The organism is Marinobacter sp. (assembly GCF_046484525.1).
Taxonomy (GTDB): Bacteria; Pseudomonadota; Gammaproteobacteria; order Pseudomonadales; family Oleiphilaceae; genus Marinobacter.
Map to the genome: position 1 here is coordinate 63,691 of NZ_JAWOIS010000030.1, position 19,966 is coordinate 83,656.

General features: G+C 60.7%; 15 protein-coding genes. 12 read left to right on the plus strand and 3 right to left on the minus strand.

Going from position 1 to position 19,966, the window contains the following annotated elements; translation table 11 throughout:
* Nucleotides 1–7: 7 nt before the first annotated feature.
* Together recO and pdxJ are read left to right on the plus strand one after the other, a co-directional pair.
* Nucleotides 8–736, plus strand: a complete 729-nt coding sequence (recO, locus tag R6W86_RS06940; RefSeq protein ID WP_410328641.1) for a DNA repair protein RecO — start codon at nucleotides 8–10, stop codon at nucleotides 734–736.
* Nucleotides 726–1,466 (plus strand): pyridoxine 5'-phosphate synthase, encoded by a 741-nt coding sequence (pdxJ, locus tag R6W86_RS06945; protein WP_410328642.1) that lies wholly within the window; start codon nucleotides 726–728, stop codon nucleotides 1,464–1,466. The genes recO and pdxJ overlap by 11 nt, the downstream gene beginning before the upstream one ends.
* Nucleotides 1,467–1,475: 9 nt before the next feature.
* Here pdxJ and R6W86_RS06950 read toward each other — a convergent pair whose 3' ends face one another.
* A complete protein-coding gene (locus tag R6W86_RS06950) occupies nucleotides 1,476–4,349 on the minus strand; it encodes an ATP-binding protein (protein ID WP_410328643.1) in 2,874 nt (957 codons plus the stop codon).
* A gap of 221 nt (nucleotides 4,350–4,570) precedes the next feature.
* On the opposite strand from R6W86_RS06950, the gene cysM reads away from it, so the two are divergent.
* The 5 genes from cysM to R6W86_RS06975 all read left to right on the plus strand — a co-directional run bounded on the left by cysM (nucleotide 4,571) and on the right by R6W86_RS06975 (nucleotide 10,462).
* Complete coding sequence (cysM, locus tag R6W86_RS06955) at nucleotides 4,571–5,464, plus strand: cysteine synthase CysM (RefSeq protein WP_410328644.1); 894 nt, start codon at nucleotides 4,571–4,573, stop codon at nucleotides 5,462–5,464.
* Between the two features lie 23 nt (nucleotides 5,465–5,487).
* Nucleotides 5,488–6,837 carry a 23S rRNA (uracil(1939)-C(5))-methyltransferase RlmD gene (gene rlmD, locus R6W86_RS06960; protein WP_410328645.1) on the plus strand — a complete coding sequence of 450 codons (1,350 nt, stop codon included), beginning with the start codon at nucleotides 5,488–5,490 and terminating at the stop codon, nucleotides 6,835–6,837.
* Between the two features lie 58 nt (nucleotides 6,838–6,895).
* Complete coding sequence (relA, locus tag R6W86_RS06965; RefSeq protein WP_410328646.1) at nucleotides 6,896–9,133, plus strand: GTP diphosphokinase; 2,238 nt, start codon at nucleotides 6,896–6,898, stop codon at nucleotides 9,131–9,133.
* Entirely contained in the window at nucleotides 9,130–9,981 is an 852-nt protein-coding gene (mazG, locus tag R6W86_RS06970) for a nucleoside triphosphate pyrophosphohydrolase (protein ID WP_410328647.1), read from the plus strand. The genes relA and mazG overlap by 4 nt, the downstream gene beginning before the upstream one ends.
* Before the next feature lie 136 nt (nucleotides 9,982–10,117).
* Entirely contained in the window at nucleotides 10,118–10,462 is a 345-nt protein-coding gene (locus tag R6W86_RS06975; RefSeq protein ID WP_092004802.1) for a pilin assembly protein, read from the plus strand.
* A gap of 77 nt (nucleotides 10,463–10,539) precedes the next feature.
* Here R6W86_RS06975 and R6W86_RS06980 read toward each other — a convergent pair whose 3' ends face one another.
* On the minus strand, nucleotides 10,540–10,773 hold the full coding sequence (locus tag R6W86_RS06980; protein ID WP_410328648.1) for a hypothetical protein: 234 nt from the start codon (nucleotides 10,771–10,773) through the stop codon (nucleotides 10,540–10,542).
* A gap of 103 nt (nucleotides 10,774–10,876) precedes the next feature.
* Here R6W86_RS06980 and ppc point away from each other — a divergent pair, with 103 nt between their 5' ends.
* The 5 genes from ppc to R6W86_RS07005 all read left to right on the plus strand — a co-directional run bounded on the left by ppc (nucleotide 10,877) and on the right by R6W86_RS07005 (nucleotide 17,350).
* Entirely contained in the window at nucleotides 10,877–13,522 is a 2,646-nt protein-coding gene (gene ppc, locus R6W86_RS06985; RefSeq protein WP_410328649.1) for a phosphoenolpyruvate carboxylase, read from the plus strand.
* A gap of 45 nt (nucleotides 13,523–13,567) precedes the next feature.
* Nucleotides 13,568–14,938, plus strand: coding sequence for an HDOD domain-containing protein (locus tag R6W86_RS06990; protein ID WP_410328650.1), 1,371 nt, complete (start codon nucleotides 13,568–13,570; stop codon nucleotides 14,936–14,938).
* Nucleotides 14,939–15,145: 207 nt separating this feature from the next.
* Nucleotides 15,146–15,799: an adenylate kinase gene (adk, locus tag R6W86_RS06995; RefSeq protein WP_410328651.1), complete on the plus strand. Its 654-nt coding sequence runs from the start codon at nucleotides 15,146–15,148 to the stop codon at nucleotides 15,797–15,799.
* 30 nt (nucleotides 15,800–15,829) lie between these two features.
* On the plus strand, nucleotides 15,830–16,528 hold the full coding sequence (tsaB, locus tag R6W86_RS07000; RefSeq protein WP_410328652.1) for a tRNA (adenosine(37)-N6)-threonylcarbamoyltransferase complex dimerization subunit type 1 TsaB: 699 nt from the start codon (nucleotides 15,830–15,832) through the stop codon (nucleotides 16,526–16,528).
* Between the two features lie 3 nt (nucleotides 16,529–16,531).
* Complete coding sequence (locus R6W86_RS07005; protein ID WP_410328653.1) at nucleotides 16,532–17,350, plus strand: class I SAM-dependent methyltransferase; 819 nt, start codon at nucleotides 16,532–16,534, stop codon at nucleotides 17,348–17,350.
* Between the two features lie 5 nt (nucleotides 17,351–17,355).
* On the opposite strand, the gene plsB is transcribed toward R6W86_RS07005, so the two are convergent.
* Entirely contained in the window at nucleotides 17,356–19,827 is a 2,472-nt protein-coding gene (plsB, locus tag R6W86_RS07010) for a glycerol-3-phosphate 1-O-acyltransferase PlsB (RefSeq protein WP_410328654.1), read from the minus strand.
* Between the last annotated feature and the right edge of the window lie 139 nt (nucleotides 19,828–19,966).

Below are 19,966 nucleotides of genomic sequence, written 5' to 3' on the forward strand. Positions count from 1 at the left end.
GGCGTCTATGAGGGGGCCGGAGCAACAGGAGCCCGCCTATGTCATCCACCGCCGCCCGTGGCGGGAAACCAGCCTCATGGTGGATGTCTTCACCCTGAACCGTGGCCGGATGACCGTCATTGCCCGGGGCGCGAGCAGTGCCAAGAGCCCGCTCAAGGCGCAGCTCCAGCCGTTCCAGCCGCTTCTGCTGGACTGGACCGGGCGTGGTGACCTCAAGACCCTGACCCAGGTTGAAGTGCGTCCCGGTCCGGAGCTCAAACGCACTGCGTCGCTCTACAGCGGGCTGTACCTGAACGAATTGCTGCAACGGATTCTCCCTGTGGCCGATCCCCATCCCGCCCTGTTTGCCGCCTACATTGATGCCATAAGCGAACTGTCTGCCACCTCCGATATAGAACCGGTCTTGCGTCGGTTCGAACAAACCTTCGCCGGCGCCCTTGGCTACGATTTTGCCTGGGACCAAACCACCGATACCGGTGAAGCGGTCGAGGCCGGCCAGCGCTACGGCTATGATCCGGAGCAGGGCATTGTCTCGAAACCTTTCCAGGGTGTTCGGTTGCAGGATTTACCGGGTGAGGTTCTGCTGGCGATCGCCGCCGGCGACCTGGAATCCGCCGGCAGCCGACGGCTTGCCAAACGGGTCATGCGGGTGCTGGTCGATTACCTGCTGCAGGGCCGCCCATTGAACAGTCGAAGCCTTTTCAGTCACCTTCGTGGAGAACACCATGAATCCTAGAGTATTGCTTGGCGTCAACATCGATCACGTGGCCACCCTGCGCCAGGCCCGTGGCACCCGCTACCCGGATCCGGTACAGGCGGCGATCCTTGCCGAGGAAGCGGGGGCCGACGGTATCACCATTCACCCCAGGGAAGACCGGCGCCACATCCAGGACCGCGACGTCCTGTTGCTGCGTGAGGTCCTGCAGACCAAGATGAATCTCGAAATGGCCGTGACCGATGCCATGCTGGCGTTTGCCGAGCAGGTTCGTCCGGAGTGTGTCTGCCTGGTGCCCGAGAAGCGGGAAGAGCTGACCACCGAGGGTGGTCTCGACGTTGATGGCCAGGAAACGCGGGTAGCCAATGCCTGCGAGCGGCTGGGCCGGATCGGTGCTGAGGTTTCCCTGTTCATCGACCCGGATCCGGTCCAGATTGATGCGGCGGTGCGCTGCGGTGCGCCGGTGGTGGAGCTGCACACGGGTGAGTATGCCGAGGCAAAAACCGTCGCGGAGGAAGATAAGGCTTTCCAGGTTATCGCCAACGCCGTGGCCTATGCCCGCAAAAAAGGCCTGATCGTGAACGCCGGCCACGGCCTTCACTATCACAACACCGAGCGGGTGGCGGCGATCCCCGGTGTCAATGAACTCAATATCGGTCACGCCATCATCGCCCGGGCGGTATTCACCGGCCTCAAGGAAGCGGTCGCCGACATGAGGGCGATTGTGGACCGGGCCTGCGGTTGCGCCTGAAGCTGGGGTTCAGGGCGCGGTGCCGGTCTGGTACTTGTCCTGCCTGAACAGCCGTTGCCAGTCGGTCTGCTCACTCCAGGCGTGCAGTCGCTCCATGGCGTCCAGCAAATGGTCCTTGTGGGCCCCGGTATCCGGGGCCGAGCACTTGAGGGCGGTTTCCAGCTGGTTGGCGGCGGCTCTCAGTTCCGGCACACCGCAGTAGCGGGTGGCGCCGTGGAGCTTGTGGACGCAGTCCAGCAAGCTGTCCATGTCGTCCTCTGCCCAGAAGTCCCGGATTTTCTGCAAATCCGGATAGAGCTGCTCGAGCAGCATGCTGAACAGCTCTTCCGCCAGGTCTGCCTTGCCGGCTGCCAGTTGGATACTCTCTGACACGCTGACGCAATCCTGTTGCACCCTTCGCGAAGAGGGTCTCAGGGTTTGTCGGGTGTCACGGATTTCGGAAAAATGAGCCTGGGCGCCCCGGTTGCCGCAGTCATACCCCGTGTGGTCCCGGATAATGGTGGTCAGCTCCGCGCTGCTGATGGGCTTGGCCATGTAGCCGTCAAAACCCTGCTTTGCCAGCACTTCCTGTTCGTCGGCCAGCGCATGGGCGGTCAGGGCAATTATAGGCGTCCGGTGGCTGTTGGTGTCCAATTCGCGGATTCGGGCCGTGGTTTCGACGCCATCCATGCCAGGCATCTGAAGGTCCATGAACACCAGGTCGAAGGGCTCCTGCCGGGCCTTGCTCAGGGCTTCGAAACCATTGCAGGCGGACTCGGCCTCCAACTGACGTTCATCGAGCAGGGTCATGATCAGCTTCAGGTTTGCCTCGTTGTCGTCCACGGCGAGTATTCTGGGGACGTTGTTTCGGACTTGCCGCCCGGCGCCCTGGGTATAGCTGTCGATTGCCCGCCCGCCGGCGTTGATGCCGTGCACCAGCGACAGCAGTTCGTCATAGAGCGCGTTGCGGCACACCGGCTTGGTCAGGTGGCTACTGGAGAGGGCGGAAAGGCCTGCGTCATGGGTCTCCAGGGTCGGGGTGAGCAGTAGGGTCCGGCAGTCCCGCTCAACTTCCAGGTTATGCAGCAGGTTGCGGTACTGATTGGAGTTGAGCAGGTTTCGGGTGACGCCGACAATGGCAACGGCGTAGCCGGCCTGGCTTTTCTGGGCTTCCTCGATCTGTTCCTGCATGGCGCCGGAGGAGGCAACGCGATCCACCACCATGCCCCAGTCCCGGAGCATATGCTCTACAGCCAGCCCCGTGGTTTTCTGATGTTCCAGGTAGAGAACCTTTTCGCCCTTCAGGGCGTCCCTGGGAGCGACGGCCTCGCCGGTAGCTGACAGTTCGGTGTTCAAAGTAAACCAGAACGTGGAACCCTTGCCCAGCTCACTCTCCAGCCCGATCTGACCGCCCATTTCCTCCACCAGTCGTTTGGAAATGGCTAGCCCGAGGCCAGTCCCGCCATACTGCCGGGCAGTGGAAGCATCCGCCTGACTAAAGGCATTGAACAGGGATTGCTGCTGGGCCCGGGAAAGCCCAACGCCGGAATCAGTAATGCTGATCTTCACCGTCACCCGGTTGTTCTCCTGGTCTTCGTCCTCCAGGCTGGCTCGCAACACCACTTCCCCGGTCTGGGTGAACTTGATGGCGTTGTTCACCAGGTTGGTGATGATCTGCTTGACCCGCAGCGGGTCGCCCATGACGTTATCCGGTACGTCGTTATAGACCAGCGGGGCAAGATCCAGGTTCTTGCTGTGGGCCGCCGGCGCCAGCATGACCATGACTTCCTCGATGATGTCCCGGAGCTGGAAGGGCACCCGGTCCAGGATCAGCTTGCCGGCCTCGATCTTGGAGAAATCCAGGATGTCGTTGATGATCGTCAGCAGAATTTCCGAGGATTTCCGGATGGTGCTGAGGTGATCCCGTTGTTGCCGGGGCAGGGGGCTCTTCAACAGCAGTTCAGTGAAGCCGATAATGCCGTTGAGAGGGGTCCGGATCTCATGGGACATGTTGGCCAGGAACTCCGATTTGATACGGCTGGCTTCCAGTGCCTCCTTGCGGGCAAAGTCCAGTTCGATGTTCTGGATCTCGATGGTTTCCAGAGTCTCGCGCAGGTCCTCGGTGGCCTGATCAATATTCTGCTGCATCTCGGCCTGGGCCTTGCTCAGCTCCTCGGCCATGTCATTGAGGCCGGATTCCAGCTGCTCGAATTCCGGGCCGGCACCGGTATGGACCCGGGTATCGAGCTTGCCTTCCTTTAGCTTCGCCACCGCCTCGTTCAGCTCGAACACAGGATCGGTGAAGGCGCGGCTGAGGCGCACGGCAATAGCCAGACTCAGGAGCACGCCGCCGAGTACCAGCAGCAGGGAAATGAGCATGGCCTTGTAGGTTTCTTTCTCGGTGCGCACATGGGACATCTCCACCGACACCCAGCCGAGTGGTTCCTTCAGTTGGCTCATGGACTGGCGAGCGTCCGGATCGAGCATGGTCTCGATCATCAGGTCCTGGAGGTACACCGGTGTCAAGAAGCGGGTGCTGTCCTCACTGGCCATTCGGATGGCATGGTCGGGGGGAAGGGCTTCGGAGGCGGGGGCCTGTGAACTGCCCGGTCCGGTGTGCAGCAGCCGACGGCCGTCGCTGCTATAAAAGGTGATCGAGCGGACATCCTGTTCTTCCAGAAGGGCGTTGGAGAGGCTGCTCAGCAGGCTGCGGTTGGCGGTAAACAGGCCGTACTCGGAACCTGCGGCCAGCTGCCGGGACAGAGACTCCCCGCGATCGCTCAGCAGGCTCTCGATGTTGTTTACCCAGCTGTAGGTGAAGAACAGCCCCAGAATCAGGGTGGTCAGCAGGGTGGGGACCAGAGTCACCACCAGCACTTTCTTGCGAATGCCCCAGCGCCGCATACGATTTTCCTGAGAATTGCCTTGCCGCGGGAATGAACCCACAGTCACTTCCCTGTCAGAATAGATGATTCGGCCGGGACTGACTGTGGTATCTGTCCCGGACCATACAGAAAAAGTTCAGGTTATAGCCGCCGGTCATGGATATAGCGAGAAGCTGTATTGGGATGCCGGGGCCATAACGCGTATGATTCGGAACCAAAAGTGTACCACAGGGTTTTATTATGGATTTCCCTACCATTGAAGATTATGTTGGCCATACCCCGTTGGTCCGCCTGCAGCGCCTGCCGGGTGATACCAGCAATGTCATCCTGGCCAAGCTTGAGGGCAACAACCCGGCCGGCTCGGTGAAGGACCGGCCGGCACTCAGCATGATCCAGGAGGCCGAGCGCCGTGGCGAGATCAAACCCGGGGATACCCTGATTGAGGCCACCAGTGGCAACACCGGAATCGCCCTGGCCATGGCGGCGGCGATCAAGGGCTACCGCATGGTGCTGATCATGCCGGCCAACATGAGCGAGGAGCGGCGGGCCTCGATGCGTGCCTACGGGGCCGAAATCATTACCGTCAGCAAGGAAGAGGGTATGGAGTCGGCCCGCGACCTTGCCTTGACGATGGAAGCCGAAGGCAAGGGCAAGGTGCTGGACCAGTTCAGCAACCCCGACAACCCGTTGGCACACTACCGCACCACGGGCCCAGAGATCTGGGAGCAGACCAAAGGGCGCGTGACCCACTTTGTCAGTTCCATGGGTACCACCGGAACCATCATGGGGGTTTCCCGCTACCTGAAGGAACGTAACCCCGATATCCGGATCATCGGTCTGCAGCCGAAGGAAGGTGCTTCCATTCCGGGCATTCGCCGTTGGCCCGAGGAATACCTGCCGAAGATCTACGATGCCAGTCGCGTGGACCAGGTGCTCGATATCGGCCAGGAAGAGGCTGAGAACACCATGCGTGCCCTGGCCACCCGGGAGGGCATTTTCTGTGGGGTGTCGTCCGGCGGTTCGATCGCAGCGGCCCTGAAGTTGTCAGAGCAGGTTGAAAACGCCGTGATCGTGGCCATTATCTGTGATCGCGGTGACCGCTACCTGTCGACAGGTGTCTTTCCCGGCGCCTGAACCAGCCAGCAAGAGATTTCAGTATGAGTAGAAGACGCAGGAAGATTCTGCCCAAGGAGCCTGTGCGCTGTGTGATTGAATCCCTGAGCCATGACGGCCGGGGCATCGCCCGCAATGACGGCAAGACCCAGTTCGTGGACGGTGCACTGCCCGGCGAAACGGTGATGGCGAAAGTGGTCTCCACCCGCAGCAAATTCGACGAGCTGCGAACACTGGAAGTGCTGGAAGCCTCGTCCGAGCGCCAGGAAACTCCCTGTGAGTTTGCCGATCTTTGTGGCGGCTGCAGCCTGCAGCACATGAGCGGCGACGCCCAGATCCGGTTCAAGGAAGACACCCTGCGCCAGCATTTTGCCCATTTCGGGGGCATTGAACCGGAAGAATGGGTGGCGCCCATGCGTTCCGAGGCCAGCCTCGGCTACCGGCGCAAGGCTCGCCTGGGAGTCCGTTTCGTCAAGGCCCGGGAGTCCGTGCTGGTGGGGTTCCGGGAGAAGCGCAACAGCTTCCTGACCGATATTGACCGTTGTGTGGTCATGGATCCGCGCATCGGGGAGCGTATCCTGCCGTTGCGCGAACTGGTGCACAGCATGGATGCCTTCGACCGCATTCCCCAGGTCGAGGTGGCTTGCGGTGACGACATGGCAGCCATGGTGTTTCGCAACATGGATGAGCTCAGTGCCGGGGACCGGGAAAAACTCATCGCCTTTGGTCAGGCGCAGGACTTGCATATTTACCTGCAGCCCAAGGGGCCGGATACCGTGTACCGGATCTGGCCGGAATCGGCCGGTCGGGACGATGAGCGGCTGGGCTATCGACTGGACGAGTTCGATCTGACCATGCAGTTTCATCCCATGGACTTTACCCAGGTCAATGCGGGTATCAACCGATCCATGGTACATCGTGCGGTCGAGTGGCTGGATGTCCAGCCGGGCGAGCGGGTGCTGGACTTGTTCTGCGGGCTGGGTAACTTTACCCTGCCGCTGGCCCGTCGGGGTGGGCAAGTGGTCGGTGTCGAGGGTGACGAGGCCATGGTGGTGCGCGGACGGGAGAATGCCGAACGCAATGGCCTGGCCAACGTGGCTTTTCACGGCGCTGACCTGCATGGCGATATTACCGGTCAATCCTGGGCGAAAGAGGGCTTTGACAAGATCCTGATCGATCCGCCCCGCTCCGGTGCCGAGGAGATCTGCAAATATCTGACGGCCTTCGGCGCCCGTCGAATTGTTTATGTCTCCTGCAACCCGGCAACCCTGGCCCGGGATGCGGGCGTCATGGTACGCAATGGCTACCGCCTGGTGCGCGCCGGTGTGATGGACATGTTCCCGCACACCACCCATGTGGAGTCTATCGCCCTATTCGAGCGGGCCGATCGCTGAACAGGATTGAGCGCGGGCAGGGATGTCCGCGACCACGAACAGGAACAACAAGACCGATATGGTAAAAGTTCGCGAAGATTATGCTGTAACAGGTGACGGCGACGTCGACATCGAACGGTGCGTCAGCCACATTGCCTCGCAAACCCATCTCGAAGACGTTGACCAGTTCTGCCGCGCCTGTGAGAAAGCGGCCGAGATCGATCTGCAGGCGTTCCGGGAGGACCGGCTGTGGGCGCCGGGCTCCAGCAGCTTCCGGATCGGACTGGAGATGGCTCAGGTGCTGGCGGAGCTGCACTTGGATCAGGCCAGTCTGGTCGCCGCTATCCTCTACCGGGCGGTGCGCGAGGAACGGGTTCCGCTGGAGGAAATCCGCAAGGCTTTCGGTGACGAAGTGGCGGGGCTGATCAACGGTGTCCAGCAGATGGCGGCCATTTCCTCCATCCATCACCCGCTCAAAGGCAATGTCCTGGGCCAGAGCGAAGGCCAGCTGGATAACGTTCGCAAGATGCTCGTCACCATGATCGACGATGTCCGGGTTGCCCTGATCAAGCTGGCGGAGCGCACTTGCGCCATCCGGGCGGTCAAGAACGCGCCGGAAGAAAAGCGCATGAGGGTTGCCCGGGAGGTTTTCGATATCTACGCGCCCCTGGCCCACCGCCTCGGTATCGGTCACATCAAGTGGGAGCTGGAGGATCTGTCCTTCCGGTACCTGCACGAATCGGCCTACAAGAAGATTGCCAAGCTCCTGGACGAGAAACGTCTCGACCGCGAGGGCTACATCCGCCGCGTGATCGAATCGCTGCAAACGGAGCTTCGCGGCTCCGGAATCGAGGCTGAGCTTTCCGGCCGGGCCAAGCATATCTACAGCATCTGGCGGAAGATGCGCCGCAAGGGTATCGACTTTTCCCAGGTCTATGACGTGCGGGCCGTGCGCATCCTGGTGCCGGAAGTCCGGGACTGCTATGCCGCGCTGGGGATCGTGCATTCACTCTGGCGCCACATCCCCAACGAATTCGATGACTACATCGCCAACCCGAAGGAAAATGGCTACCAGTCGTTGCACACCGCGGTGATCGGGCCCGAGGGTAAGGTCATGGAAGTGCAGATCCGGACCCACAAGATGCACCAGGAGGCCGAGTTGGGCGTTTGCGCCCACTGGCTTTACAAGGGTACCGACAAGCACAACAAATCCGCCGGCTACGACGCCAAGATCAACTGGCTGCGGCAGGTCCTGGAGTGGCAGGAAGAGCTGGGGGATCTGTCCGGCCTGGCCGATCACCTGAAGTCCGACGTGGCCTCGGACCGGGTTTATGTCTTTACTCCGGAAGGCCACGTGGTGGACCTGCCCCAGGGCGCGACGCCGGTGGACTTCGCCTACCGGGTTCACACCGAGATTGGCCATGCCTGTCGGGGTGCCCGGGTCAACAGCCGGATTGTCCCGCTGACCTATCCGCTGAAGACCGGGGATCAGGTATTTATCCTGACCTCCAATAACCCGGCGCCGAGCCGTGACTGGCTGAACCCGAGCCTGGGCTATATCCAGACCTCCCGGGCCAGGGCCAAGGTCACCCACTGGTTCAAGCAACAGGACCGGGATCGCAACATTATCGACGGCCGCGCCATCCTGGAGGATGAGTTCAAGCGTCTGTCCCTGTACGACGTGGATCTCGAGGAACTGGCCAGGAAAGTGAACTGCCACAGCTCAGCCGACATGTTCGCTGCAGTCGGGGCCGGGGATCTGCGCCCGACCCACGTGGCCAATGTGGCCCAGCAGATGTTGGAACCCCGTTCCGGTCAGTTGGACCTGAAGTTGACCACCCAGCGCAGAAAGCCCTACGACACCGAATCGGATATCCAGATTCTCGGGGTGGGCAAGCTCAAGACCCAGGTGGCGAAATGCTGTAAGCCGTTGCCTGGAGATCCGATCGGTGGCTATATCACCGTGGGTCGCGGGGTAACCGTGCATCGCCTGGATTGCCTGACCTTCCTGAACCTCAGGGAGTTCGAGCCGAACCGGATCATTGAGGTGAACTGGGGCGGCAAGCCGGCGGCGGTCTATCCGGTGGATATCGAGATTGAGGCCTACGACCGTTCGGGATTGTTGCGGGATATCACCCAGGTGTTGTCTGCCTCCAAGAGCGATGTGCTGTCATTGAATACCCAGACCAACAAGGACGAGAACACCGCGATGATGACGGTTACCGTGGAAATTTCCAGTCTGGAGCAACTGGCGCGATTGCTGGCGCAGATCCGTAACCTGCCAAACATCATCGACGTGAGGCGCAAGCGCGGATGAGTTACACCATTGACGATCTCAAAATGCTGATGGCCAGGTTGCGGGACCCTGAAACCGGGTGCCCGTGGGACACCAGGCAGACCTATGGCACCATCGTGCCGCACACCATCGAAGAGGCCTACGAGGTGGCAGATGCTATCGAGCGTGGTGACTATCCCCACCTGAAGGACGAGCTGGGCGACCTGCTGTTCCAGGTCATCTTCTATGCCCAGATTGGGCGGGAGGACGGCCACTTCGATTTCGATACCATTGTCGATTACCTGGTGCGCAAGCTGATAAGGCGTCACCCCCATGTCTTTCCCGAGGGTAACCTGGAGAGCCGCATTGACCCGGATAACCGGCCCAGTGAAGCCTGGATCAAGGAAAGCTGGGAGCGCATCAAGGCTGAAGAGCGTGCCGACAAGCCCGAGACCGTGGAGTCGGTCAGTCGCCTGGACGGCATCGCCCGTACCCTGCCGGCCATGGCGCGGGCCGAGAAACTCCAGCGTCGGGCCGCCCGCCACGGTTTTGACTGGCCGGACATCTCGCCGGTGTTTGACAAGCTCCACGAGGAAATCGATGAACTCAAGGAGGCCTGGCAGGCCGCCGAGAGTGGTGTCGGTGATCGTGATGCTGTCGAGGATGAACTGGGGGATCTGCTATTTGTCTGCGTGAACCTGGCACGTTTCATGAGGGTAAATCCTGAGCAAGCCCTCAAGCGTACCAATCATAAATTCGAGGCCCGGTTCCGGGCCATCGAGCAGGTGCTGGCGCAGGAGGGTCGCGACATGGACGAGGAGTCGCTTGAGGCGCTGGATGCTATCTGGCAGGCGGTTAAGGGTGTCGAGAGGGACCGCTCCGGGCGTTGAGAACCTGTCTTCGGTAAGTACAATCCGTTACCAATCAGGTGGTTCCCAAACCCGAGGCTTCGTCTACACTTCCGGTAACGGACGCACGACTACAGTGCGCCGGATGCTATCAATAAGATGCAGGAGTGCAGGCACCATGAAAATCAAAGATCTGGTCAACTACTGGGATAAGCACGCACGGGGACGGCTGACCCGAGACGCCTATTTTATGGCGCTGTCTGACCAGCATCACAAGCGACTTGAGAAACTTGCTGCGCTCTACCCGATGAAGTCGCCGCAGGACCTGATGCGGGATCTGATCTCCGCTGCGCTGGATGAGCTGGAAACCAGCTTTCCGTACGTTCAGGGTACCCGGGTGGTGGCTTACGATGAAGATGGTTTCGAGATCTACGAGGATCAGGGGCTGACCCCGAAGTTTGTCAGCCTGAGCCAGAAGCACATCCAGCGCCTCAAGGCCCGCCAGCTGGAATCCGTGGCCTGACCACGGGAAGAATTCCAGCCTGAATTGCTTTTCCGGAGTGGTGCTTTAACCACTCCGGCATGAATCCCTGCCCCTGTTTACTTATCCTTGCTTTCCAGCTTGTCTTTGATCGGGCTCTGACGCACCAGGTCGTCCAGCGCAGCGCCGATCATGTCATTCAGAATGTCGGCCTCGGTACGATCCGGGTATAGTTCCGCCAGGGCGGCAATCCTGGCGGCATCCTCCAGTGGCAAGCGGAGGTTGTAGTCGTGGGTGCGTTCCACGGGTTTTTTGTCTTTTTCCCAGTGCCTGGGAAGATCAGTTACTTTCATGAATACTCCTTGCGACCACAAGCGGTTACGCCAATAGACTTTCTCGGCTGATTCTTAGTATCGTAAGTTTACTTCGCCTCCGTCAATTCAAAAGGACGTCAATGTGACTGAGCTACATCCGGATCTGCGCGAAAACGTACGCATGCTGGGCGAACTGCTGGGGCAGAGCATCCAGCGTTACCCCGGCCAGGACTGCTACGACCTGATCGAGGAAATACGGGCGGCGGCGAAAGCCGATCGCCGGCAGGAGAGCGGCTCCGGCCAGCGACTGGTGAGCCTGCTGAGAAAGCTTGGCGACGATGAGCTGCTGCCAGTCACAAGGGCCTTCAACCAGTTTCTCAACCTGGCCAACCTCGCCGAGCAGTACCATGGTATCCGCCGCAAGCGTGGGCACCAGTCCGATTTGATGGTGGAATCCCTGGAGGAAGTGTTTGACCGGCTCAAATCCGGGGGTGTGCCCGCGGAGGAGCTTCACCGCCGGGTTGCCGACCTGCGCATCGAGTTCGTGCTCACCGCCCATCCCACCGAGGTGGCCCGCAGAACCCTGATCATGAAGTACGACGAGATGTCCGACTGCCTGTCCCAGCTGGATCATGATGATCTCATGCCGGCAGAGCGGGACGAGATCGTCACGCGATTGTCCCGTCTGATTGCCGAGGCCTGGCATACCGATGAGATCCGCCATGAGCGGCCGACGGCGGTGGATGAGGCCAAATGGGGATTTGCCGTCATCGAAAACAGCCTCTGGCAGGCACTGCCGGACTTTCTGCGCAGTCTTGATATCTCCCTGTCCGACGCCACTGGCAAGGGTTTGCCACTTCAGGTGTCACCCATCCGTATCGCCTCCTGGATGGGGGGTGACCGGGATGGCAACCCGAATGTGACCCACGAAGTGACCCGTACGGTGTTCCTGCTCGGTCGGTGGATGGCAGCGGATCTGTTCCTGCGGGACATCCAGTCACTGCGGGCCGAGCTATCCATGTGGCAGGCCAGTGACGAACTGAAAACAGTGGTCGGCGAGTCCCGGGAACCCTATCGCCAGGTGCTGGCGGAACTCCGGGAACGGCTGGTGAAAACCCGTGACTGGGCCGAGGCGAAGGTGCATGGGCAACCGGCGGATGCGGAGGGCATCCTGTTCGAGAACGAGGCCCTCACCGGGCCTCTGGAGCTCTGCTACCGTTCCCTGATCGACTGCGGCCTGGAAACCATTGCCAACGGGCCCTTGCTGGATACCATCCGGCGTGCCCACACTTTTGGCCTGCCGCTGATCCGCCTGGATATCCGGCAGGAGGCCTCCCGCCACGCCGAGGCCGTGGCTGAAATGGTCGACTACCTTGGCCTCGGCGACTACACGAGCTGGACCGAGGACGAGCGCCAGGCCTTCCTGGTCAAGGAGCTTCAGGGTCGCCGGCCGCTGGTACCCCGGAACTGGGAGCCATCGGATAACGTCCGGGAGGTGCTGGCCACCTGCGAAGTGGTGGCAGCACAGACGCCCGAAGCACTCGGTTCCTATGTTATCTCCATGGCCAGCAAGCCCTCGGATGTGCTGAGCGTGATCCTGCTATTGCGGGAAGCGGGCATGAAGTTTCCGATGCGGGTGGCGCCCCTGTTCGAAACCCTGGATGACCTTCGGGGTGCCCCGGATGCCATGGCCGCCCTGTACGAGGTGGACTGGTACCGGGAGTACTGCCAGGGTCGCCAGGAAGTGATGATCGGCTACTCTGATTCATCCAAGGATGCCGGTCAGCTGATGGCCGCCTGGGCCCAGTACCAGGCCCAGGAAAAGCTGACCCGCGTGGCCAGTCAGTACGGTGTTCACCTGACCCTGTTCCATGGTCGCGGAGGCACCGTCGGGCGGGGCGGTGGCCCCGCCAATCGCGCCATCCTGTCCCAGCCGCCAGGATCGGTGAACGGAAGTTTCCGGATCACGGAGCAGGGTGAGATGATCCGCTTCAAGTTTGGCCTGCCACGTCTGGCGGTCCAGAGCCTGACCCTTTACAGTACAGCCGTAATCGAGGCGACCCTGGCACCACCCCCCGAGCCCGAGGACAGTTGGCGGGAGACCATGGACTGGCTGACCGAACGGTCATTGAAAGCCTATCGGGATGTGGTTCGTGAAAACCGTGACTTTGTGCCGTATTTCCGCCAGGTGACGCCCGAGCAGGCACTGGGCAAACTGGCCCTGGGCAGCAGGCCGGCCCGGCGCAAGGCTTCTGGAGGGGTGGAGAGTTTGCGGGCGATTCCCTGGATTTTCGCATGGACCCAGATGCGTCTGATGCTGCCAAGCTGGCTGGGCAGCGATGTGGCACTTGAGGACGCGGCCGGGGAAAAACGACTGCCGGAACTTCGGGAGATGATGCGGGGCTGGCCGTTTTTCCGCACCTATGTTGATATGTTGGAAATGGTGCTGGCAAAAGCCGATCTTCGGATTGCCAGCTATTATGAGCAGACACTGGTCGAGGAACCGGCGCTGCAGACCCTCGGGGCAGGCTTGCGCGAACGTCTTGCCGGCTGTATCACCCATGTTCTGGAGCTCAAGGAGCAGCAGGAGCTGTTGGAGCAGGAGCCGGTCTTTGCCCATTCAATGAAGGTTCGCAATCCCTACACCGACCCCCTGCATTACCTGCAGGCTGAACTCCTCAGGCGAGATCGGGAGAGTGAAGGCAAAGGCGAAGTGCCGGAAATGGTGGAAAGGGCCTTGAAGGTGACCATGGCGGGCATTTCGGCCGGCATGCGTAATACTGGCTGACCTGGCGCCAGCTGATCGCCAGACGTAGACAGAGGAGTACCGGATGTGGCGCTTGCTGCCAAGCTGGAGCACTATCTGACAGAAAGGGGACTGGCCTTTCGGGAGGTGGCTATAGAGCCAGCTCCCAACCTCGACGCGGCGGTGATCGCGTCAGGCAGGTCCCAGCATGACTTTGTCCAGGCGACACTGTTACTTGACATTGACGGCGTGGTCATGGCTGTTCATCGGTTTGACAGCACGCTTGATCTGCCGGCGGTCCAACAACTGACCGGCCGGCGGCTGCAGCCCTTGACGGCGCGACAGAGCCGACGGATCTTTGAAGACTGCGAGCCGGGATTCGTGCCGCCGGTGGGTTGCGCCTATTGTGTACCGGTTCTGGTGGACGAGGATGTCATGGATGCGGAGTCGGTGCTGCTGTCCGGGGGGCGGAACGACGCCCTGATCGAACTGGACAGGGAAACTCTGAAAATCCTGCTGGCGGACGCGTTCCGGGCCCGCCTGGTGATTCATGGTCAAGGCGGGGACGACCGAGGGGGCCTGACTCTGGACGAGATTGCGTCGAAATTACGGGACATATACCGGCTCCCCCCCATGCCCGCACTCGCACCCCAGATACTGACGATGGCAACGACGGACGGTGCGGTTGCCGAGGACCTCGCTGAAATCATTGAGCTTGACCCCAGTCTGACGGCCCAGATACTGCGATATGCCCGTTCCGGCCTGTTCGAGAGGTCTGGTCAGACAAGCAGCGTGCGGCATGCTGTCACGGGGATTCTCGGCAAACACCGGGTAGCGCATATCGTGCAGGGTAGTGCCCTGGTTGGTGATTTTTCTGTTCCCCGGGATGGCATCCTCGGCATGCAGTCATTCTGGTCCCATGCCCTCTATTGCGCATTCCTGAGCCAACGGATTGCCCCCCGCTGTGGTGCAGACCGGGATATGGCCTATCTGTGCGGATTGCTTCACAACTTTGGCCTGCCATTACTCGGGTATCTTTTTCCGTCGGAATTCGAGGAACTCAGTCGGCTCCGGGAAGCCAACCCTGGAGCCAGCATGAAATCCCTGGAAAAGCAGGTATTCGGGCATGGCGACGATGAGGACTTGCTGGCGGTGGGTCACGGTGCCATTGGCGGTCTTCTCCACCGGTTCTGGCAGTTGCCCGAGCCGGTTATCAAGGCGGCCGGCATGCATCAGTACCAGGGCTATACCGGTGAGCATGAGACCTATGTACGGATTGTGCAGTTGGCCAACGGATTGCTGAAAGCCAGGGGGATAGGGGATGAGTTCAACGAGGATAACGTCCCGGTCCTGCTTGGTTCCCTTGGCCTGAGGCAGGATGCGGTGTACGACTTCGAGAACGAGATCGACAGCCTGTCACCCGACCTCGACGCACTGACTTCTTCACGCCCATCCTGACTGCCCGCCGAGCCTCTGCAACCGTCCGGTAATGCTGCTTTTCGGTGCATGATACTGAGGTCGACTTTCTATGGGGAGGCCGACTTCGTATAATGCGCGTTCGCCGTTCCGGGCTGTCATCTGTCCCGCAGAGAGAGGTTGTCGCAAAGGCAGGCGTTTTTGCCACAGCTTTTCGAACGATAATGACTAAAACGGGAGCACAGCGTTATGCGAATTATGATGTTAGGCGCGCCAGGCGCAGGTAAGGGGACTCAGGCACAGTTCATCACTGAGCGCTTTGATATTCCCCAGATTTCCACTGGCGACATGCTGCGGGCCGCGGTCAAGTCCGGTTCCGAGCTGGGTAACCAGGTCAAGGAAGTCATGGCTTCCGGTGGTCTGGTGTCAGACGACATCATCATCGCCCTGATCGAGGACCGTATCCAGCAGCCGGATTGCAAGAACGGCTTCCTGCTGGACGGTTTCCCGCGCACCATCCCCCAGGCGGAAGCGCTGAAGGACCAGGGAATTGCTATTGACTATGTGGTCGAGATCGCAGTGGATGACGAGGAAATCGTCAGCCGCCTGTCGGGCCGTCGTGTCCATGAGGGCAGTGGCCGTATCTATCACGTCAAATACGATCCGCCCAAGGTGGAAGGCAAGGACGACGAAACCGGCGAGCCGCTGGTTCAGCGTGAAGATGACCAGGAGGAAACGGTTCGCAAGCGTCTGAAGATCTATCACGAGCAGACTGCTCCGCTGGTGGGCTTCTACCAGGACTGGGCGGAGAAGGATCCTTCCGCTGCACCCAAGTACGTGCGTGTAGAAGGCGTTGGCAGCCTGGACAGCATCCGCGACCAGATCCTGTCCAAGCTTCAGTAATTTATCATTGATGTCGAGGCGTTCACTGCCGTGAAACTGCTGGCACTGGATACGTCATCAGAGGGCTGCTCGGCAGCCCTTCTTGTTGATGGCGAGATAACGGAGCGATTCGAAGTCGCACCCCGTGGCCATACCCGGCTGCTCATGCCCATGGTGCGGGAACTGCTGGCGGAAAAGGGCCTGATGCCTGCCGATCTGGATGCCCTTGCATTTGCCTGCGGGCCGGGTTCCTTTACCGGTCTGCGGATCGCGACCGGTGTGGTGCAGGGCCTGGCCTGGGGCCTCAACCTTCCTGTGGTTCCGGTCTCCTCCCTCGCTGCCGTGGCCTATGGCGCCATGGAGTCCCTCGATATCGCCGAGGGCGATGCCGTGGCTGTGGCTTTCGATGCCCGCATGGGGGAGGTCTACTGGGGCTGCTACCGTCGCAACGACGGCCTGCCCGAGTTGCTGGGCGAGGAACGGGTCTGTCCGCCGGGGGCGGTCAGCCTGACTGGCCAGGCCGAGCACTGGTATGGTGTGGGCCCCGGCTGGCAGTTCCTGGACCAGATGCCGGCAGAAGTGTCCGGCCCGATGGTATCCGTGGCGCCGGACCTGCTGTTGCGCGCCAGTTGGGTCGCGCGTCTGGCCGAGAAGCCGGCGGCAGAGGGCCACACCGTGCCCGCTGAACAGGCGCAACCGGTCTATATCCGTGATGAGGTGGCCTGGAAAAAGCTGCCCGGCCGCGAGTAAGCCGTGGCGACTCCCCGTCCTGACCTCTCATCTTCTTCCCTGGCTGTTGCCCGCAGCAGCTTGGGTGATCACACCCGGGCCATTGAGCTCAGCGAACGCCTGGGGTTTCCCTATCTCGGGGTCGTTCGCCCTCGCGATGTCGCCGATGCGACCGTACTGCTGTTCCTTGACGAACAGGGCCTTTGCCTCCAGCTGACCGGGAAAGGCGCACCCGGCCCAGTCCGGGTCGAGTTTGTTTCCGGCAAGATGGGATACCGGCGTGAGCATGGTGGCGGTGCCGGCCAGCTGGTTGCCAAAGCCGTGGGTCTGCAGAAGACCAGGGCCAGCCTGCATGTGCTGGATGCGACCGCGGGTTTGGGTCAGGATGCTTTTGTTCTCGCCAGTCTCGGGTGCGAGGTGACCCTGTTTGAACGCAATCCCGTTATCCATGCTCTGCTGGAGGATGGCCTGGCCCGAGCCGCACTCAATGTTGACTGCGCGCCGATCGTCGCCAGGATGACCCTGGCCGCCGGTAGCAGCATCGACTGGTTGCGTCAGACCGACAGTGGATCGGTGGATGTGGTCTACCTGGACCCTATGTTCCCGCACCGGGACAAGTCAGCTCGGGTAAAAAAGGAAATGGAAGTGTTCCGGATGATCGTGGGCGATGACGAGGATGCCTCCAAGTTGCTCGAGGCGGCCCTGAAGGTGGCTACCTACCGGGTGGTGGTCAAGCGCCCCCGCAAGGCTCCAACTATCGAAGGCCCCGAGCCCAGCACCCGGGTCGAAGGCAAGAGCAGCCGCTACGATATATACGCCTTCAAGGCGCTACCGGTGACCTGAACCGCTCAGGCGCCGAGCATGGTCACCTGCTGGATGGCCTGACGCTTCTCTACGCTCAGCACCAGGCGGGCGTCGTCCGCCACTTCCTCCAGTCCCTCGCCATAGTTGATGAGGCCGTTGTCATCGGTGGTGATGACGCCGTTCTCCTGCATGTTGGCAATGAAGTTCCGAAACAGGGTCTTGTCGAAGAATTCCGGCGCGTTAAGGCCGAACAGAATCGACATGCGCTCCGCCAGTAGGGTGCTCTGTTCTTCCAGTTCCGAAGCACTGATTTTGCCTGAGCCGTACTTGCGCAGGATGCCCAGTGTGATGTGGTAACGCTCCAGGGTCTGGATGATGAACCGGGACAGCACCCGCAATCGCAGCATAACCTCGGTGCCTTCCTCGGGGCGGCCAATACGGTTGTCCTCCAGGGTTTCCAGCAGCCCCTGTTCCACCAGGATATCAATCCAGTGATTGATGACGCCCTTCACCTCGTCCGCAGAATGCTTAAGGAACAGTTCGGACTGCAGGTAGGGGTAGGCCACGGTCGCCAGGAATACAATCTTGTCCCGGCGCAGTGAGTCCCTGTTCTCGAACAGGCTTGCAACCAGGGATGGGAGGGCAAACAGGTGCTGGATATTGTTGCGGTAGTAGGTCATCAGGATGGCATTGCTGCCTTCAAGGGCAATGATGTCGCCCAGCTTTTGGGGCTGGCGGGTAACCAGTCCCATGTCCTCACAGTAGGCGACCCAGTCTTTGCCGGATCCGTCCGGCAGGGTGACGGTTTCAGCATAGGGGTAGGCTTTCAACAGACCGGCGTATTGGTCCATCAGCCGGATCAGCTGGCCTTCGTCCATGGCCAGGCGGTCGGTTCCCAGTAATACCGTGGCGGTCATGCCGATGGGATTTACGGCAACCGATGCGTTGATGTTTGAAGCCACCCGGAGCGAGAGCTGATCCACTGCCCGGGTCAGCCAGGCCGGTCGGTACTCGGCATCGTAGGCTTCCTCGCGCCAGCTCTCGTGCGTATCGTCGAGGACATCGGCCAACGGAATGGCATCGCCGAAATTCACTGCCACCCGGCCGAAGGAATTGGTGAGTTTGCGGACAGTCTTGGCCAGCCCGAACACACTCTCTTTCTGCTTTTTCTTGCCGCGCAACTCGCCCAGATAGGAGCGGCCTTCCATAACCTTTTCGTAGCCAATGTAGACCGGCACGAAGACGATGGGCTTGCGGTGATCCCGCAGGAAGCTTCGAACAGTCATGGAGAGCATGCCCGGACGGGGTTGCAGCATTCGTCCGGTCCGGCTGCGCCCGCCCTCCACGAAATACTCCACCGAGTAGCCCCGGGAGAACATCACGTGCATGTATTCGTTGAACACGGTGGCATACAGTGGGTTGTCCCGGAACGAGCGACGCATGAAGAAGGCTCCGCCCCGACGCAGGATAGGCCCGACGATGGGCATGTTCAGGTTGATGCCGGCGGCAATGTGCGGGGGCATCAGGCCGTTCTTGTAGAGTACGTAGGACAGCAGCAGATAATCGATGTGGGATCGGTGGCAGGGCACATAAACTACGGCGTTGTCCTGGGCGACTTCCTTGGCTACTTTGATGTTGTTCACGGCAATGCCGTTGTAGATGCGGTTCCAGAGCCAGGACAGCACCACCTCCAGAAAACGTATAGTTACGATGGACATGCTGGCGGCGATTTCGTCCGCATACTTGTAGGCTTTTGCCCGCACTTTCTCGGGCGGTATGTCATCCCGGGCAGCGGTTTCACGAATCGCTTCCTTCACCGCCTGGGTGCGCACCAGCCCCTCCACCAGGGTACGCCGATGGGACAGGTCCGGACCGAGCACGGCCTGGCGCACCCGGCGGAAATGGGTACGCAGCAGCCGGGCAAGCTTGCGGTTGGCTCGCTCCTCGCTGTGCCGGTATTCGTCAATGACCTGTTTCAGGGACAATGGCTGGTTGAACTGCACGTAGGTATTTCTCCCGTGCACCAGAATGATCAGGAACTTCTGCAGGCGCCCGGCCACCGACCAGGTGTCGGACAGCAGCAGTTTGACCAGGGATTTCTCCTTGTCCGGCGACCGACCCCAGAACATGGACACCGGCACGATCTGCACGTCCCGGTCCGGATGCTCCAGCCCATAGCGGACCAGCGACTTGAACTCGTTGGTGGGCACCGGTGTCTGGCGACCGCCACTGAACAGGCCGCCGATGCGCCGATAGAGGAAGAAAAATGAATGGGAGGGCCCGTTTTTCACCGGCAGGGCCTCGGTCGCCCCGGGGAACCCGGCGCGGATGACCTCCTGTTCCAGCACCAGCCGGCTCGAGAGCGAGCTGTACTGCAGCACGTAGCACACCGGTTTGTCCGGATCGAGGCCCAGGGATTCGGCATTGTTTCCGCTGACGTCTGTCCGCACCCACAAGAACAGGATCTTGCGGAGAATGGTCAGAATCAGGCTGCGAATGCCCTGGTAAAGTCGCATAAATTGATGCTCCGGTGACTGAAAACAGGCGCTAAGTTTACTTGGTTGCGTACGGTGCGGAAAGTCGGCCCGTGATTCTTGGCACTTGCCGCAATGTGGTACATTTCTCCATCACCGTTTTTTGTAAAGCGACCCATTG

Excerpts from the sequence above, each read along its gene's own strand:
- R6W86_RS06975 (WP_092004802.1), top strand. The coding sequence starts at position 10,118 with ATGAAAATCAAAGATCTGGTCAACTACTGGGATAAGCACGCACGGGGA.
- rlmD (WP_410328645.1), top strand. The coding sequence starts at position 5,488 with ATGAGTAGAAGACGCAGGAAGATTCTGCCCAAGGAGCCTGTGCGCTGT.
- cysM (WP_410328644.1), top strand. The coding sequence starts at position 4,571 with ATGGATTTCCCTACCATTGAAGATTATGTTGGCCATACCCCGTTGGTC.
- mazG (WP_410328647.1), top strand. The coding sequence starts at position 9,130 with ATGAGTTACACCATTGACGATCTCAAAATGCTGATGGCCAGGTTGCGG.
- R6W86_RS06950 (WP_410328643.1), bottom strand. The coding sequence starts at position 4,349 with ATGCGGCGCTGGGGCATTCGCAAGAAAGTGCTGGTGGTGACTCTGGTC.
- R6W86_RS06980 (WP_410328648.1), bottom strand. The coding sequence starts at position 10,773 with ATGAAAGTAACTGATCTTCCCAGGCACTGGGAAAAAGACAAAAAACCC.
- adk (WP_410328651.1), top strand. The coding sequence starts at position 15,146 with ATGCGAATTATGATGTTAGGCGCGCCAGGCGCAGGTAAGGGGACTCAG.
- plsB (WP_410328654.1), bottom strand. The coding sequence starts at position 19,827 with ATGCGACTTTACCAGGGCATTCGCAGCCTGATTCTGACCATTCTCCGC.
- relA (WP_410328646.1), top strand. The coding sequence starts at position 6,896 with ATGGTAAAAGTTCGCGAAGATTATGCTGTAACAGGTGACGGCGACGTC.
- pdxJ (WP_410328642.1), top strand. The coding sequence starts at position 726 with ATGAATCCTAGAGTATTGCTTGGCGTCAACATCGATCACGTGGCCACC.
- recO (WP_410328641.1), top strand. The coding sequence starts at position 8 with ATGAGGGGGCCGGAGCAACAGGAGCCCGCCTATGTCATCCACCGCCGC.